The sequence below is a fragment of the Microtetraspora glauca genome (genome assembly GCF_040656155.1).
GTDB lineage: Bacteria > Actinomycetota > Actinomycetes > Streptosporangiales > Streptosporangiaceae > Microtetraspora > Microtetraspora glauca.
Genome location: NZ_JBFALK010000009.1, coordinates 16,523 through 32,162, shown reverse-complemented (window position 1 = coordinate 32,162; position 15,640 = coordinate 16,523). Strand labels below are relative to the sequence as shown.

Here is a 15,640-nt window from a genome sequence, read left to right as displayed (position 1 = left end):
CTGGCTTTGAAACCTCAGTCACAGACCCTATCCGACTCAAATTGGTTTAGACCAACGCGCCCCACCGATGATCGACAGCGGCAAAGCAGGCGTCACAGGACGCGGCGCACGGCAAAGCGGCCGGCTTGTCCGCGCAAACCGGCCGCCATGTCGCACGCCGGAGACGGCGCGGGAAAACGACCAGGTCAGGTGGCCAGCATGTCCGCCGTGAGATTGGCCTCGGTGTTGGCGATCCCGAGGTCCTGGGCGCGCTTGTCCGCCATGGCGAGCAGCCGGCGGATCCGCCCCGCGATGGCGTCCTTGGTCAGCGGCGGGTCGGCGATCTGGCCGAGCTCCTCCAGCGACGCCTGCTTGTGCTCGACGCGGAGCCGCCCGGCAACCACCAGGTGCTCGGGCGCCTCCTCTCCCAGGATCTCCAGGGCGCGCTGCACCCGGGCGCCGGCGGCGACGGCGGCCCGCGCCGACCTGCGCAGGTTGGCGTCGTCGAAGTTGGCCAGCCGGTTCGCCGTGGCCCGGACCTCCCGGCGCATCCGCCGCTCCTCCCAGGCGAGCACGCTGTCGTGCGCGCCGAGCCGGGTGAGCAGGGCGCTGATCGCGTCGCCGTCGCGGACCACGACCCGGTCCACGCCGCGCACCTCGCGCGCCTTGGCGTGGATCTTCAGCCGACGGGCGGAGCCGACCAGGGCCAGGGCCGCCTCGGGGCCAGGGCAGGTCACCTCCAGCGACATGGAGCGGCCGGGCTCGGTCAGCGACCCATGGGCCAGGAACGCGCCGCGCCAGGCCGCCTCCGCGTCGCAGGTCGCGCCCGCGACCACCTGGCGGGGCAGCCCGCGGACGGGACGGCCGTGGTTGTCGATCAGACCGGTCTGGCGGGCCAGCGCCTCGCCGTCCCGGTAGACCCGTACGACGTAGCGGGAGCCCTTGCGCAGCCCGGCGGGCGCCAGCACCAGCACCTCCGCCTTGTGGCCGAACACCTCGCCGATGTCCCTGATCAGCCGGCGCGCGGTGACGTTGGTGTCGAGTTCGGCCTCGATCACGATCCGCCCGCCGACCAGGTGCAGGCCGCTCGCGAACCGCAACAGCGTCGAGACCTCGGCCTTACGGCAACAAGGCTTCAGCACCGCAAGGCGGCTCAGCTCGTCTTTCACCACACCCGTCATGGCCATCTGCGCGTGTCCTCCCCCAAACAGACTTTGACAGCCAGTCTCTCGCACCACAGAGGGCCGGTCTCACCGCTTCTCACGGAAAATCTCGTCCAGGACCCTGGCAAGACGTGGTCCATCGTGCCGTGGAGAACCGTCAGAGGCACCCACATCGGCCAATACGAGACGTGCCCCCATGGACACCGCGGCCTTCTCCAGCTCGCGTGGATCGTCGACCACCCCGTGGTCGGCGAGCACCGCGTCCACCGGCAGCGAGGGGGCGTGCTCCCTGAGCACCTCCAGATGCTTCTCCGGCGAGAAGCCGTCCGTCTCACCGAGCTGGGGAGCCAGGTTGAGGATCACCAGCCGCCGTGCGCTCGTCGTGTGGAGCGCGCGGGCCAACTCGGGGACCTTGAGATGCGGCAGGACGCTGGTGAACCAGGAGCCCGGCCCGAAGACCACCCAGTCGGCCTCGCGGATGGCCTCCACCGCCTGCGGGCACGCGGGAGGATCCGGCGGCAGCAGCGAGATGGCCCGGACCCGGCCCGGCGTCAGCGCGCAGGCCACCTGCCCGCGTACGGTCGTGACCTCGCCGTCCAGCTCGACCTCCGCCTGGATGTCCAGCGGGACCGACGCCATGGGCAGCACCCGCCCGTGCGCGCCGAGCAGCCGGCCCACCCAGTCGAGGCCCATGACGGGGTCGTCGAGCAGCTCCCACAGCGCCACGATCAGCAGGTTGCCCACGGCGTGCCCGTGCAGCTCGCCCTGGCTGAGGAAGCGATGCTGGACGACCCGGCTCCAGGTCTGGCCCCACTCGTCGTCGCCGCACAGCGCGGCGAGCGCCATCCGCAGGTCACCGGGCGGGATGACGCCCAGCTCGCGCCTGAGACGGCCGCTGGAGCCCCCGTCGTCCGCGACGGTGACAATGGCCGTGAGGTCGCGCGTCACCGTCCTCAGCGCGGACAGGGAGGCGTACAGGCCGTGCCCTCCGCCGAGGGCGACCACTCTCGGGCCGGCCGGACCGGCGTCCTCCGCCCCCTCGTCCTCAGCGGCCGGCCCGCTCATGCCGTCCCTCCTCGCCTGACGGGCCGAACCCGCCCTGTGACACGGTCACGCTCGCCGACCGTCGTCACTCGCGCCCCACATCGCGATGGCTGACCTGCACCTCCATGCCCCTGTCGCGCAGCCGCGTGCCGATCTGCTCGGCCATGGCCACGCTGCGGTGCTTGCCTCCGGTGCAGCCGACGGCGAGCGTGGCGTAGCTCTTGCCCTCACGGGCGTATCCGGCGGCCACCACGCCGAAGACCTCCTCGTACGCGTCGAGGAACTCCTTGGCCCCGATCTGGCCGAGGACGTACTCGCGGACGGAGGCGTCGAGACCGCTCATCGGGCGGAGCTCGGGAACCCAGTGCGGATTGGGCAGGAACCGGCAGTCGACCACGAGGTCCGCGTCGACGGGCAGGCCGTACTTATAGCCGAAGGAGACCACGTTGACCTTCAGCCCCGGCCGGTCCTCCCCGCCGAAGAACGAAACGATCTTGTTGCGCAGCTCGTGCACGTTCAGCGACGAGGTGTCGATGATCAGATCGGCGTTGGCCCTGACCTCGCGGAGGATGCCGCGCTCGCGCGCGATCCCGTCGACCAGCCGCCCGTCACCCTGCAGCGGGTGCGGGCGCCGCACGTTCTCGAACCGGCGCACCAGCTCCTCGTCGCTGGCCTCCAGGAAGACCACCCGGAAGCCGATACCGCGGCCGTCCAGCTCGCCGATCGCCGCGTTGAGGTCGGAGGTGAAGGCGAGGCTGCGCACGTCGACCACCGCCGCGACCTTGTCCGCGGCCAGTTTGACCCGGCCTGCCTCCTCGGCCAGCGAGAACAGCAGACCGGGCGGCAGGTTGTCGATGACGAACCAGCCCAGGTCCTCAAGGGCCTTGGCGGCGGTGCTGCGTCCCGCCCCCGACATGCCCGTGACGATCACGAACGCCGGTTCTCTCGCAGCGCACATCAGTCGCTCACCGCTTTCTCTCGGTCGGCGTCCCGCGCACCGCTCAGCGCCGCCACGATGGCCTCGGCCGTCGCGGGCCCGATGCCGGGAACCTCACAGATCTCGGCCACACCGGCTTCGCGCAACCGCTTCAGCGACCCGAAATGCCGCAGAAGCGCCTGCCTGCGGGCCGGCCCGAGGCCGGGAACCTCGTCCAGCGCGCTCTCTTTCACGGCTCTGGACCGCTTCGAACGATGGTAGGTGATGGCGAACCGGTGCGCCTCGTCACGGACGCGTTGCAGGAGGTAAAGGCCCTCGCTGGAGCGCGGAAGGATCACCGGCTGGTCGTCGCCCGGCAGCCACACCTCCTCCAGCCGCTTGGCGAGGCCGCAGACCGCGACGTCGTCCACGCCGAGCTCATCGAGCGCGCGCTGCGCGGCCGCCGCCTGCGCGGGCCCGCCGTCGACCACGACCAGGTTGGGCGGATAGGCGAACTTGCGCGGGCGGCCGGTGTCGGGGTCGATCGGCATGCCCGTGCGCGGATCCGCGCCCTCGCCCTCCGCGCCGTCGGCGGCCGAGGCGGTGGCGTCGGTGGCGTCGGGGGCGGGCTCGGCGCCCAGCTCGCCGGTCGCCGACCGCTCCTCCAGGTAGCGCTTGAACCTCCGCGAGATCACCTCGTGGATGGACGCGACGTCGCCCTCGGCGCTTTTGATCGAGAACCGGCGGTACTCGCTCTTACGGGCCAGGCCGTCCTCGAACACGACCATGGACGCCACCACGTCGGTGCCCTGGATGTGGGAGACGTCGTAGCACTCGACTCGCAGCGGGGCCTGGTCCAGACCGAGCGCGTCGGCGATCTCCTGCAGCGCGCGGCTGCGGGTGGTGAGGTCGCTCGCGCGCCGGAGCTTGTGCTGCGCCAGGGACTCCTTGGCGTTGCGCTCGACGGTCTCCATCAGGCTCTTCTTGTCGCCGCGCCGCGGCACGCGCAGGTCGACCCTGGCGCCCCGCTGCTCGGTCAGCAGCTCGGCCAGGGCGTCCGCGTCCGGCGGCTCCGCGGCCACCAGGATCTCCCGGGGGATCGCGCCCTCGCCGTACATCTGGAGCAGGAAGTGTTCCACCAGGTCGCCGGGAGTGGAGTCCTCGACCTTGTCGACCACCCAGCCACGCTGGCCCCGGATGCGGCCCCCGCGCACGTAGAAGACCTGGACTGCGGCCTCCAGCGCGTCCTCCGCCAGGGCGATCACGTCGCAGTCGGTGTCGTCCCCGAGCACCACGGTCTGCTTCTCCAGCGCCCGCTGCAACGCCTGGATGTCATCGCGCAGCCTGGCCGCCCGCTCGTACTCCTCCACCGCGGCGGCGTCGCGCATGGCGCGCTCCAGCCGCTTGATGAACCGGCCGGTGTTCCCGGCCATGAAGTCGCAGAAGTCCTCGGCCAGCGCGCGGTGCTCCTCGGGGGTGACCCGGCCCACGCAGGGCGCGGAGCACTTGTCGATGTATCCGAGCAGGCAGGGCCGCCCGATCTGGCCGGCCCGCCGGAACACCCCGGCCGAGCAGGTCCGTACGGGGAAGACCCGCAGCAGCAGGTCGACGGTCTCCCTGATGGCCCACGCGTGCGAGTAGGGCCCGAAATAGCGTGTGCCCTTGCGCTTGGCGCCGCGCAGCACCTGCACCCGGGGGAACTCCTCCCCCATCGTGACCGCGAGGTACGGATAGGACTTGTCGTCCCGGTACTTGACGTTGAACCGGGGGTCGAACTCCTTGATCCAGGAGTATTCGAGCTGGAGCGCCTCGACCTCCGTGCCGACCACCGTCCAGTCGACGCCGGCCGCGCTGGTCAGCATCGTCTGCGTCCGCGGATGGAGCCCGGCGAAATCCGCGAAGTAGGAGTTGAGCCGCTGGCGCAGGCTCTTGGCCTTGCCGACGTAGATCACCCGGCCGCCGGGGTCGCGGAAGCGGTAGACGCCCGGTGACTCGGGAATCGCGCCGGGCGCTGGTCGATAAGTTGCCGGATCCGCCACAAAAACCAGCCTACTGTCAGCTACCGACAATCCACGATCTCGATCTGACGCCCACCGCTCCCGGCGGCGCGGTCAGACGATCACGATGCCGTCGCCCTCCACTTTGAGCGGGAACTCCTTGAGCGGCGCGCCGGCCGGACCGCTGAGGCACGCGCCGGTGTCGATGGCGAACGTGCTCCCGTGACACGGGCATTCCACCGCCTTGCCCTCGAATCGCCCGACCAGGCAGCCCTTGTGCGGGCAGTTCGCCGTGAACGCCTTGAACACGCCCTCCGACGGCTGGGTGAGGATGATCTTCCAGTCCTTGATGACGGTGCCGCCGCCCACCGGGACCTCCGCCACCTTGGCGATGACCTTCCCCTTGATCCCGGGGGGCACCACGGGCTCAGGTGGCACGCCCGCGCCGCATCCGGCCAGTGCGACGCCGCAGGCGGCGGCGCCGGCCGTCCCGAGCACCTGGCGGCGCGTGGGCATACCTGAGGAACTGCTGGTCATCGTGGAGTCCTTCTCGGGGATCGGGGTGTGGCTCCAGCCTATGGACGGAGCCACCCGCCTCCGAAACCGGCCCGGCCGCGTTCACGCCCGGCGCAATCGCCGGTCAGACGTCGAGGATCTTGCGCAGGAACAGGCCGGTGTGGCTCGCCTCGACTCCCGCGACCTCTTCCGGGGTGCCCGTGGCGACGACCCTGCCGCCCCGGGAACCGCCCTCGGGCCCCATGTCGATGATCCAGTCAGCGGTCTTGATCACATCGAGGTTGTGCTCGATGACGATGACCGTGTTGCCGTTGTCGACGAGCCGGTTGAGCACACCGAGCAGCCTGCGGATGTCCTCGAAGTGCAGGCCGGTGGTCGGCTCGTCGAGCACGTAGATCGTCCGGCCGGTGGACCGGCGCTGGAGCTCCGAGGCGAGCTTCACGCGCTGGGCCTCGCCGCCGGAGAGCGTGGTCGCCGGCTGGCCGAGCCGTACGTAACCGAGACCGACGTCGTGGAGCGTCTGCAGGTGACGCCGGATCGCCGGGATGGCGTCGAAGAACTCCAGCGCCTCCTCGATCGGCATGTCGAGGACCTCGGAGATCGTCTTGCCCTTGTAGTGGACCTCCAGGGTCTCCCGGTTGTACCGGGCGCCGTGGCAGACCTCGCACGGGACGTAGACGTCCGGCAGGAAGTTCATCTCGATCTTGATGGTGCCGTCGCCCGCGCAGGCCTCGCACCGGCCGCCCTTGACGTTGAAGCTGAAGCGGCCCGGCAGGTAGCCCCGGATCTTCGCCTCGGTGGTCGCCGCGAACAGCTTGCGTACGTGGTCGAAGACGCCGGTGTAGGTGGCGGGGTTGGACCGCGGCGTGCGGCCGATCGGCGACTGGTCCACGTGCACGACCTTGTCCACCAGGTCGGTGCCGGTCACGCGAGCGTGGCGGCCGGGTACCGTGCGGGCGCCGTTCAACTCCTTGGCGAGAGCGCTGTAGAGGATGTCGTTCACCAGCGTGGACTTGCCGGAACCCGATACGCCCGTGACCGCGGTGAAGACGGCGAGCGGGAACTCCACGTCGACGCCGGCCAGGTTGTGCTCCCGAGCCCCCTTGACGACGAGCTGGCGCTTCCTGTCACGCTTGCGGCGCTTGGCGGGGACCTCGATCGCCTTGCGGCCGGACAGGTAGGCCCCGGTGAGCGACTGCTCGCTGGCGAGCAGCTCCTGGACGGTGCCCGACACGACGACCTGGCCGCCGTGCTCGCCCGCGCCGGGGCCGATGTCCACGACCCAGTCGGCCGCCGCGATGGTGTCCTCGTCGTGCTCGACGACGATGAGCGTGTTGCCCATGTCACGGAGCCTGATCAGTGTCTCGAGCAGCCGGTGGTTGTCCCGCTGGTGCAGGCCGATCGACGGCTCGTCCAGGACGTACAGCACGCCGACGAGTCCGGAGCCGATCTGGGTGGCCAGGCGGATGCGTTGCGCCTCACCGCCCGCGAGAGTGCCCGCGGCACGGTCGAGGGTGAGGTAGTCGAGGCCGACGTCGAGGAGGAAGCCCAGCCTCGCGTTGATCTCCTTGACCACCCGCTCGGCGATGTGCATGTCGCGCTCGGAGAGCTCGAAAGAGGACAGGAAGGCGGCGCAGTCGGCGATCGACATGGCCGAGACCTTGGCGATCGAGGCGTCGCCCACCGTGACCGCCAGGGACACCGGCTTGAGCCGGAAGCCCTTGCAGGAGGGGCACGGGATCTCCCGCATGAACCCCTCGAAGCGCTCGCGCATGGCGTCGCTCTCCGCCTCGGCGTGCCTGCGCTGAACCCACGGGATGACGCCCTCGAAGGAGGTGTAGTAGGAGCGCTCCCGGCCGAACCTGTTGCTGTACCGGATGTGCACCTGCTCGTCGTAGCCGTGCAGCAGTGCCTTCTGCGCCTTCTTGGACAGCCGCTCCCACGGCGTGTCGAGGTCGAACCCGAGCGCGTGGCCGAGCGCCTCGATCAGCCGGATGAAGTAGTCGCTGGTGTGGCCGCCGGACCACGGGCTGATCGCCCCGTCACCGAGCGTCCGCTCCGGGTCTGGCACCACGAGATCGGGGTCGACCTCCATCCGGGTGCCGAGACCGGTGCAGTCCGGGCAGGCGCCGAAGGGCGAGTTGAACGAGAACGACCTGGGCTCCAGCTCCTCGAACGACAGGTCGTCGTAGGGGCAGTACAGGTGCTCGGAGTAGAAGCGCTCGCGGTTCGGGTCGCCCTCGGGCAGGTCGACGAAGTCCAGCGTGATCGTGCCGCCCGACAGCTGGAGGGCCGTCTCGATCGAGTCGGTCAGCCGGCGGCGCGCGCCGTCCTTCACCGAGAGACGGTCGACGATCACCTCGATGTCGTGCTTCTCGTATTTCTTGAGAGTGGGCGGCTCCTCGAGCCGGACGATCGTGCCGTCCACCCTGGCCCTGGCGAAACCCTTGGTCTGGAGCTCGCGGAACAGCTCCGCGTACTCACCCTTGCGGCCTCGGACGACGGGCGCCAGCACCTGGAACCTGGTGCCCTCCTCCAGCTCGAGGACGCGGTCCACGATCTGCTGCGGGGTCTGCCTGGCGATGGGCCGCCCGCATGTGGGGCAGTGCGGCTTGCCGATGCGCGCCCAGAGCAACCGGAGGTAGTCGTAGACCTCCGTGATGGTGCCCACGGTGGAGCGCGGGTTGCGGCTGGTCGACTTCTGGTCGATCGAGACGGCCGGGGACAGGCCCTCGATGAAGTCGACGTCGGGCTTGTCCATCTGGCCGAGGAACTGCCGGGCGTAGGAGGACAACGACTCGACATAGCGACGCTGGCCCTCGGCGAAGATGGTGTCGAAGGCCAGGCTGGACTTGCCCGAGCCAGAAAGCCCGGTGAAGACGATCAGAGCGTCTCGCGGGAGGTCGAGCGAGACGTCCTTCAAATTGTGCTCACGTGCGCCACGCACGATCAGGCGGTCAGCCACAGCGGTCCCGATAGGTCGTTGGAGTCAACAGGAGGTGCACGGGCAGGCTATCCAGAGGCACTGACAATTTCGTGGGGGCCGGAATCGCCGCCGGGTCCGCGTGCACGCTCCGGGGGCGCGGCCCCTGTCTGTCCAGGGTATGGGCTCCATCGACCGTACGTCCCCGGAGTCGGAGATGATGGTGTACGCCCCGGCCACGCCCGGGACCAGAGATGAAGGAGCGGCATGAGCTACACCGGTGACGTGACCAAGGGCGGTCCCGCGGACGTGCGTGAGCTGCCGGAGCTGACGATCTCCAAGATCGAGGTCGGCGACTTCGGCAACAACGCCTATCTGCTCCGCTGCGCGGAGACGGGTGAGGGCCTGCTCATCGACGCCGCCGCGGAGCCGCGCCGCCTGCTCGGGCTGATCGGGGACCGGCCCGTCGGCACGATCGTCACCACGCACCGGCACGCGGACCACTGGATGGCCCTGGAGGAGGTGGCCGGGACGACCGGCGCGCGGGTGATCGCCCACCCCCTCGACGCCCCCGAGCTGCCGGTCGCCGTCGGGCGTACGGTCGAGCACGGCGACCGGATCACCGTGGGACGGGTCCCGCTGGAGGTCATCCACCTGCGCGGGCACACCCCCGGGTCGATCGCCCTCTTCTACGAGGGCGGCGGCGGTCACCTGTTCACCGGCGACTCCCTGTTCCCCGGCGGGGTCGGCAACACCCAGAAGGACGCGAAGAGGTTCGACCAGCTCTACACGGACGTCGTCGAGCGGATCTTCGACCGCCTGCCGGACGAGACCTGGGTCTATCCGGGGCACGGCAAGGACACGACCCTCGGCGCGGAGCGCCCCTCGCTGCCGGAGTGGCGCGCCCGCGGCTGGTGAACGTCAGACGTCGATCGGTGCGGGACTCGGTTCTCAGGCCGCCGCCCGCGTCACGCGGGCCCGCTCGGTGACCGGCCGGCGAAGACCTTCAGGATGCGGTCGGCAGCCGCCTCCGGGTCGTTCGTGCTCTCAACGATCTCTCCCCAGGACCAGCGGTAGTACCAGCCGTCCGCCGTGGCCACGCAGTCGACGGTCTCGCTGAGCATCGCGGCGTCCGGATCTGTCGCCTTCAGCGAGGGAGGATTGGACCGGAGCGCGACCTCGAGTCCCCTGATCTCCAGCACCTCGGCCAGCTTGCCGAGGAAGTACGTCCGGGTGTGCTCACGAGGCGGCGTAGCTGTCATGCCTCATTATGTCCAGCCGGCCGACCGGCTGCCGGATTACCGGCAGGGGAATCACGCACGGAAGCCGGAGACGAAAGCGGAAGGGCCCGGACGCACATCCGGGCCCTTCGCGTCGTGCGCTCTCGGACGCGCGCGTCGAGGCGCGCCGTCAGCCGACGTGCTCGGAGCGGCCCGCTCTGCGGCGCTCCCACTTGAACACCAGCACGCGAAGTGGGATCGCGGCGACGATGGCGATCTGCATGACCGCGCCCACGGTGATGAGCTGGTCGCCCCCGGCCAGGCCGGACGCCCAGATGCTCAGGCAGGCGACGTTGATCATCATCCAGGCGAGGACCACCGCCGCGACGTTGCCCTTGGGCTTGGGGTACTCGATGCGGCTCACCATGAGCCAGGCGACCGCGAAGATGCCGGCGATCGTGATGTAGTTCGGCTGGAAGAGCAGCACGATCGAGACCACGGTCATGGCGCCCATGGGGATGGGCAGGCCCATGAAGTCGCCGCTCTTGGTCTTGACGCAGGCGAAACGCGCCAGCCGTACGACACCGGCGAGCAGGACGGAGGCCGCCGCGCACAGCACCAGCCACAGTGGGAGCCGTCCGGAGAAGCCGGCCCAGATCACGACCATGAACGCGGGCGCGAACCCGAAGCTGATCACGTCCGCCAGGTTGTCCAGCTCCGCGCCCATCGCGGACGCGCGGAACCTGCGGGCCACCAGACCGTCGAAGAGGTCACAGGTCGCGCCGATGAGAAGGAGGACCACCGCGGTCCCGAAGAACCGGGGGTCGGGCTCGAACTTGCCATGGGACTGGAGGTCGGAGATCGCCGACCAGGCCAGGACGCACACGGCGAGGAAGCCGCTGAGCGCGTTGCCGAGCGAGAGGGAGTCCGCGGCGGACAGGCGGAACGCCTTTCCCACGGGACCGCGAGGCTCCTCCTCCAGCTCGCCCACCGGCCAGCTCTCGGCGCCGAGCTCAGGCGTTGTCAATGCGAGTCACCCCCGCCACGGTCTTCTGGCCGACGCTCACCGCCGGGGCGATGCCCTCGGGCAGGTAGACGTCCACCCGTGATCCGAACCGGATCAGGCCGATCCGGTCGGTCTGCGCCACCTTGGCGCCCGCGGAGAGGTACGGCACGATGCGCCGTGCCACCGCTCCCGCGATCTGCACCATCTCGATATCGCCGTGCGCGGTGTCGAAGTGCCAGACGACGCGCTCGTTCTTGTCGCTGTCCTTGTTGAAGGCGGGCACGAACCCGCCGGGCACGTGCTCGACCGAGGTCACCGTACCGGCCGCGGGGGCGCGGTTGACGTGCACGTTCAGAGGGCTCATGAAGATGGCCACCCGGGTGCGGCCGTCGGCCCACGGGTCGATGCTCTGCACGACGCCGTCGGCCGGGGAGACGATCCGTCCCTCGCCGGGGACGCGCTCGGGGTCGCGGAAGAACCAGAGCATGGCGCCGGTGAGCGCCGTGAGCGGCACGGCCGCCACGGCCCATTTCGGCGACTTGCGAACGAGTGCCGTGGTGACAGCCGCCGCCGCGGCGGTCGGAGCCAACCACGGGGACACCCCACGCGCGAGCCGAACCCGACCGCGGGGATTTTCAGAATCGTTGGACACAGGGAACCTTTGTACTCTTTATGCGACTGGGGACCGATATGCGCCTGAACGCTCGATATTACCGATCCCGTGGTCATTTGTACGGCACAACGAGACAAGCAAACAGTGTCATTTCCCGTTGCGCTAGCCCTGTAGGGCCTCAGCCGGAGGCGACGACCTCATCCCGACGAGCCTTCATCAGGCTCGCGACGGTCGTCACGGTCATGGTGACGCCGATGACCACCAGAGACACCCAGATCGGGATCTGCGGCGCCCAGGAGACATCACTCTCATGCAGCGCCTCGAGAACGAGTTTAACCCCGATGAACCCCAGGACGAACGCGAGACCGTAGCTCAGGTACACCAGGCGCTGGAGCAGTCCGCCCAGCAGGAAGTACAGCTGGCGCAGTCCCATCAGGGCGAACGCGTTGGCGGTGAAGACGATGAAGGGGTCCTTGGTGAGCCCGAAGATCGCGGGAATCGAGTCGAGCGCGAAGAGCAGGTCGGTGGTGCCGATCGCGATCATCACGATGAGCATCGGGGTGACCAGCCGCTTCCCGTTCACCTTCACGGTCACCCGGGAGCCGACGTAGTCCGGGGTGGTACGGAAGACACGGCGGGCGGTGCGCAGCAGGAGGTTCTCGCTGAACTCCTCCTCCTGCCTGTTGTGGTCGCGGACCAGCGTGTACGCCGTGTAGATGAGGAAGAGGCCGAAGGCGTAGAAGAGCCAGCTGAACCGTGCGAGCGCCGCGGCGCCGACGGCGATGAACGCCCCTCGCATGACCAGGGCGAGCAGGATCCCGACCAGCAGGACCTTGTGCTGATGGAACCGCGGCACCGAGAACCGCGACATGATGATGAAGAAGACGAACAGGTTGTCGACACTGAGGCTGTATTCGGTGATATAGCCGGCGAAGAACTCGCCCGACGCCTCAGGACTCCGGAAGACGAGCAGACCGACGCCGAAGAGGACCGCCAACGCCACGTAGAACCCGACCCAGAAGGTCGCCTGGCGCATCGAGAACTCACGGGGTTCACCGCGGTCCACGATCCACAGGTCGAAGGCCAGGACGAGGAGGAGCCCGACGACGACCGCCGCCCACACCCAAATGGAAACGCTCAAGATCACTAACCTCCGGCACGCGCGCGAAACACACTGCCGGAGGTCTCTCCCGCCCGGACACGCCGGACCGACAGTCCCGGGTGCTGACACCGTGATGACGGAACTGCCGCGAAGGGATACTCCCCCCCAACGCGCTCAGTATAGGGATCAGGGTCCACCGCGCCTAATCGAAAGTTCAAGACGCGTGTATCCGCGGGTCAGCAACCGAATGCGAGCGTCCGCCCGTCAGCCGTCGACGTCGGTGCCGGCGTACGCCCGCAGCACCGATCGCAGCGCCTCCGCCTCGCCCGGCAGCTCCCGCCCCCGGACGGCCGAGGCCTCCGCGAGCGCCTTACGCAGGCCCTGATCGCCGAGCAGCCGGTCAAGCTCTCCCCGCATCGCGGCGGCGTTCCCCTCCGGGACCAGGACGGCGGCGTCGCCGACGAGGTCGGGAATCCCGCCCACCCGCGTGGAGATGATCGGCGTGCCCGCCTTGAGCGCCTCCTGGACGTTCAGCGGCTGCCCCTCCCACCTGCTCGGGACCAGCAGGACGTCCGCGACCTGGAGCAACTCCGCCGTGGCGGCCCAGCCGTACAGGAGCACGGGCAGCCGCTCGGCGTCGACGCGCTGCTGGATCTCCCCGCGCAACGGACCCTCTCCGGCGACGACGAAGAGCGGTGCCGCCGCGTACGGCCCCGCCGCCGCGTCCAGCAGCGTCTCCAGTCCCTTCTGCTGAGCCAGCCGGGCGATCGTGAGCACGACGGGCCGGTCCCCGGTGAACCCGGCGACCCGCTCGGCGAGCTCCCGCCGTACGTCCTCGGGGGAACGGGCGGGCGGCGTCAGGGGCGGCGCGGGCACGACGGCGGCGTCGATCCGCCGGGCGCCCCTGGCCCGCATCCTGTCGCCGAGATCGGGAGACACGACCAGGACGCGATCGGCCCCGCGCGCGACGATCCGCTCCAGCACTCCGTAGATCGCGCCCGTCATCCCCCCGGCCGTGACGGCGTTGTGCAGAGTGACCACAAGCCGCGCGCCGTGCCGTCCGCTCCGTCGTCCCGTCCTCCGGCCTCGCCGCCGTGTTCCCGCCAAGGCGAGCACCGCGAAGGCGCCGGCCCGCAACCCGTGGGCGTGTACGGCCTGGGCGCCCCTGAGAGCGGTCCGCAGCCGGAGAACGGCCCCGAGGTCGGCGAGGGGGCGCGGCCGCTCCGCGATCGGCACCGCGGCGAAGCGTGCTCCGGCCCCGGTGAAGTCGAAGGCCTCCTCGGTGGCGGGCGGTCCCGCGACCACCACCTGGCGGCCGTCCCCGGCCAGCCGTTCCGCGAGCATCCGCACGTGCCGGCCCACGCCTCCCGCGCTGGTTCCCAGCACGAGCGCGACCCGCCGCGCCTCCTGATCAGACACCTTCCCCCTCTTTCCCGCGGCGCCTGGCGGCCCGCAGGTCCTCTCGATCGACGGCGGCCGCGATCAGGGCACCGGCGGCGACGGCGGCGAGCCCGGCGAGGACCGCCACGCCCGCACTCGCCCACGGCCCTGTCCCGCCCACGAGCCGTACCACGCCCGTGCCGGCGAGCCAGCCCGCGACCCCGCCGAGCAGCCCGGCGGTCGTCGCCCGGAAGATCCCGTGGAGCGCCTCGCCGCCACGGGCCCTGAGCACGGAGACGAGCAGGAGCGCCCCACCGGCCGTCATACCGACCGCCTGGCCGAGTGCCAGCCCGCCGAGCTTCCACCCGGCGGGGAGGGCGGCCGCGAAGGCCACCTGAGCGACGATCACGACCAGCCAGCCGGCGACCATGCCGCGTGCGGCCTCCCTTCCCCGGCCGTCCGCGTAGAGCACCCGGCTCAGATGGGCCGTCAGTCCGTATCCGACCAGTCCGGGGGCGAACAGCGCGATCGCCCGGGCGAACTCGGCCGGATCCACGCTGGTGTCCGCCCGCGCCAGGAAGACCTGCGCGGCGGGCACGGCGACGGCGGCGAGCGCCCCGGCGGCGAGGCCGGAGACCAGCACCACGGCACGCGTCGTCCGGGCCGACAGCGCGGCGAAGCCCGCCAGGTCACCTCCCGCCGCCCGGGTCGAGAGCACGGGGAACGCGCTCGTGGCGATCGGCACCGCGAGCACGGCGTACGGCACCTGGTAGATCGCCCACGCGTAGCCGTACGCCGCGAGCGTGCCCCCGCCGATCCGGTTGGCCACGGGGATGACGATCGCCATGGCCGCCTGCTGCGCCACCAGCGCGCTCAGCCCGGCCAGGGCGAGGCGCCGTACCTGGACCGCGACACCGGGAGGGAAGCGCAGGGTCGGCCGCAGCCGCAGTCCCAGCCGGGAGACGGGCCCGAGCACGGTGACGACCAGCGCGAGAACACCCAGCGTCGTCCCGACGGAGAGGGCGAGCTCGGCCGGGCGCGGCAGCGTGGCCGGGTCGGCGGTCCCGCCGAGCGGGACGAACACCAGGTACGCGACGATGACCACCACGCTGGAGACCAGCGGCGCGACGGCGGGGGCGGAGAACCGGCGGTGCGCCTGGAGCACGCCGTAGAGCACGACGGCCACGCCGTACAGCGGGATCTGCGGCGCGAAGACGACCAGCATGCGGCTCGCGACCGCCACCACCTCGCTCGCGTCGCAGCCAGGCACGGTCGAGGCGACCAGGCCGACGAGCGGCCGGGCCAGGAGCGCCGTCAGAATGCCGAGCGGGACCAGCAGCACGATCACCCACGTGAGCAGCGCCGAGGAGATCCACCCGACCTCCTCGCGCGCGCCCGCCTCGTCGGCGTCGTCAGCCACACGGCCCTCGTGGGCCTCAAGGTCGGATCCATCGGGCCCGGTCGCGGGTACGGTCGCGCCCGAGCGCGCGGGAACCGCGGTGTACCGTCCCGCAGCCCCGGCGAGGACCGGGACGACCATCCCGGCGAGCGCTCCGCCGACGACGAGTTCGAACACGATGTTCGGCACGTTGTTCGCGGTGACGTACGCGGTGGACAGGCAGTTCGTCCCGACCGCGCGGGCGAAGACCAGTTGCTTGGCGAAACCGGTGGCACGGGCGAGGATGCTGATGGCCCCGATGAGCACGGCCGCTCCGGCGACGCCGGCGCCGACGCGCCTGGTCATCCGCCCGCTCAGGCGACCGGTCATGCGGAGCCGCATC

The 15,640-nt window shown here is 70.6% G+C and carries 13 protein-coding genes; 1 reads left to right on the top strand and 12 read right to left on the bottom strand.

What is annotated here, in order from left to right:
• Nucleotides 1-185 precede the first annotated feature (185 nt).
• The 6 genes from whiA to uvrA form a co-directional block, all read right to left on the bottom strand.
• Nucleotides 186-1,166 (bottom strand): DNA-binding protein WhiA, encoded by a 981-nt coding sequence (gene whiA / locus AB0I59_RS17655; protein WP_061255547.1) that lies wholly within the window; start codon nucleotides 1,164-1,166, stop codon nucleotides 186-188.
• A gap of 63 nt (nucleotides 1,167-1,229) precedes the next feature.
• A complete protein-coding gene (locus AB0I59_RS17650) occupies nucleotides 1,230-2,207 on the bottom strand; it encodes a gluconeogenesis factor YvcK family protein (RefSeq protein ID WP_358133900.1) in 978 nt (325 codons plus the stop codon).
• 64 nt (nucleotides 2,208-2,271) lie between these two features.
• Nucleotides 2,272-3,144 (bottom strand): RNase adapter RapZ, encoded by an 873-nt coding sequence (rapZ, locus tag AB0I59_RS17645; RefSeq protein WP_061255546.1) that lies wholly within the window; start codon nucleotides 3,142-3,144, stop codon nucleotides 2,272-2,274.
• A complete protein-coding gene (gene uvrC, locus AB0I59_RS17640) occupies nucleotides 3,144-5,141 on the bottom strand; it encodes an excinuclease ABC subunit UvrC (RefSeq protein WP_358133897.1) in 1,998 nt (665 codons plus the stop codon). The genes rapZ and uvrC overlap by 1 nt, the downstream gene beginning before the upstream one ends.
• A 72-nt stretch (nucleotides 5,142-5,213) precedes the next feature.
• The gene (locus AB0I59_RS17635; RefSeq protein WP_228639928.1) at nucleotides 5,214-5,636 is read right to left on the bottom strand and encodes a Rieske (2Fe-2S) protein; all 423 of its coding nucleotides are present in this window, start codon (nucleotides 5,634-5,636) and stop codon (nucleotides 5,214-5,216) included.
• A gap of 103 nt (nucleotides 5,637-5,739) precedes the next feature.
• On the bottom strand, nucleotides 5,740-8,580 hold the full coding sequence (gene uvrA / locus AB0I59_RS17630; protein WP_061255544.1) for an excinuclease ABC subunit UvrA: 2,841 nt from the start codon (nucleotides 8,578-8,580) through the stop codon (nucleotides 5,740-5,742).
• A gap of 225 nt (nucleotides 8,581-8,805) precedes the next feature.
• On the opposite strand from uvrA, the gene AB0I59_RS17625 reads away from it, so the two are divergent.
• A complete protein-coding gene (locus AB0I59_RS17625) occupies nucleotides 8,806-9,456 on the top strand; it encodes an MBL fold metallo-hydrolase (protein ID WP_061255543.1) in 651 nt (216 codons plus the stop codon).
• A 50-nt stretch (nucleotides 9,457-9,506) separates the two neighbouring features.
• Here the strand turns inward: AB0I59_RS17625 and AB0I59_RS17620 are convergent, their stop codons facing one another.
• From AB0I59_RS17620 to murJ, 6 genes are all read right to left on the bottom strand, one after another.
• Nucleotides 9,507-9,800, bottom strand: a complete 294-nt coding sequence (locus tag AB0I59_RS17620) for a hypothetical protein (RefSeq protein ID WP_061255542.1) — start codon at nucleotides 9,798-9,800, stop codon at nucleotides 9,507-9,509.
• 148 nt (nucleotides 9,801-9,948) lie between these two features.
• The gene (gene pssA, locus AB0I59_RS17615; RefSeq protein ID WP_061255541.1) at nucleotides 9,949-10,785 is read right to left on the bottom strand and encodes a CDP-diacylglycerol--serine O-phosphatidyltransferase; all 837 of its coding nucleotides are present in this window, start codon (nucleotides 10,783-10,785) and stop codon (nucleotides 9,949-9,951) included.
• Nucleotides 10,772-11,416, bottom strand: a complete 645-nt coding sequence (locus AB0I59_RS17610; protein WP_228639919.1) for a phosphatidylserine decarboxylase — start codon at nucleotides 11,414-11,416, stop codon at nucleotides 10,772-10,774. The genes pssA and AB0I59_RS17610 overlap by 14 nt, the downstream gene beginning before the upstream one ends.
• Before the next feature lie 139 nt (nucleotides 11,417-11,555).
• Nucleotides 11,556-12,518: a TerC family protein gene (locus AB0I59_RS17605; protein ID WP_061255748.1), complete on the bottom strand. Its 963-nt coding sequence runs from the start codon at nucleotides 12,516-12,518 to the stop codon at nucleotides 11,556-11,558.
• 225 nt (nucleotides 12,519-12,743) lie between these two features.
• The gene (locus AB0I59_RS17600) at nucleotides 12,744-13,898 is read right to left on the bottom strand and encodes a glycosyltransferase family 4 protein (protein WP_358133890.1); all 1,155 of its coding nucleotides are present in this window, start codon (nucleotides 13,896-13,898) and stop codon (nucleotides 12,744-12,746) included.
• Nucleotides 13,891-15,627 (bottom strand): murein biosynthesis integral membrane protein MurJ, encoded by a 1,737-nt coding sequence (murJ, locus tag AB0I59_RS17595; protein WP_358133887.1) that lies wholly within the window; start codon nucleotides 15,625-15,627, stop codon nucleotides 13,891-13,893. Before murJ ends, AB0I59_RS17600 begins: the two co-directional genes overlap by 8 nt.
• Between the last annotated feature and the right edge of the window lie 13 nt (nucleotides 15,628-15,640).

What these genes read in the sequence shown, in the direction of transcription:
- AB0I59_RS17635 (WP_228639928.1), bottom strand. Translation starts at nt 5,636, where the DNA reads ATGACCAGCAGTTCCTCAGGTATGCCCACGCGCCGCCAGGTGCTCGGG.
- AB0I59_RS17625 (WP_061255543.1), top strand. Translation starts at nt 8,806, where the DNA reads ATGAGCTACACCGGTGACGTGACCAAGGGCGGTCCCGCGGACGTGCGT.
- murJ (WP_358133887.1), bottom strand. Translation starts at nt 15,627, where the DNA reads ATGACCGGTCGCCTGAGCGGGCGGATGACCAGGCGCGTCGGCGCCGGC.
- rapZ (WP_061255546.1), bottom strand. Translation starts at nt 3,144, where the DNA reads ATGTGCGCTGCGAGAGAACCGGCGTTCGTGATCGTCACGGGCATGTCG.
- AB0I59_RS17650 (WP_358133900.1), bottom strand. Translation starts at nt 2,207, where the DNA reads ATGAGCGGGCCGGCCGCTGAGGACGAGGGGGCGGAGGACGCCGGTCCG.
- AB0I59_RS17620 (WP_061255542.1), bottom strand. Translation starts at nt 9,800, where the DNA reads ATGACAGCTACGCCGCCTCGTGAGCACACCCGGACGTACTTCCTCGGC.
- whiA (WP_061255547.1), bottom strand. Translation starts at nt 1,166, where the DNA reads ATGGCCATGACGGGTGTGGTGAAAGACGAGCTGAGCCGCCTTGCGGTG.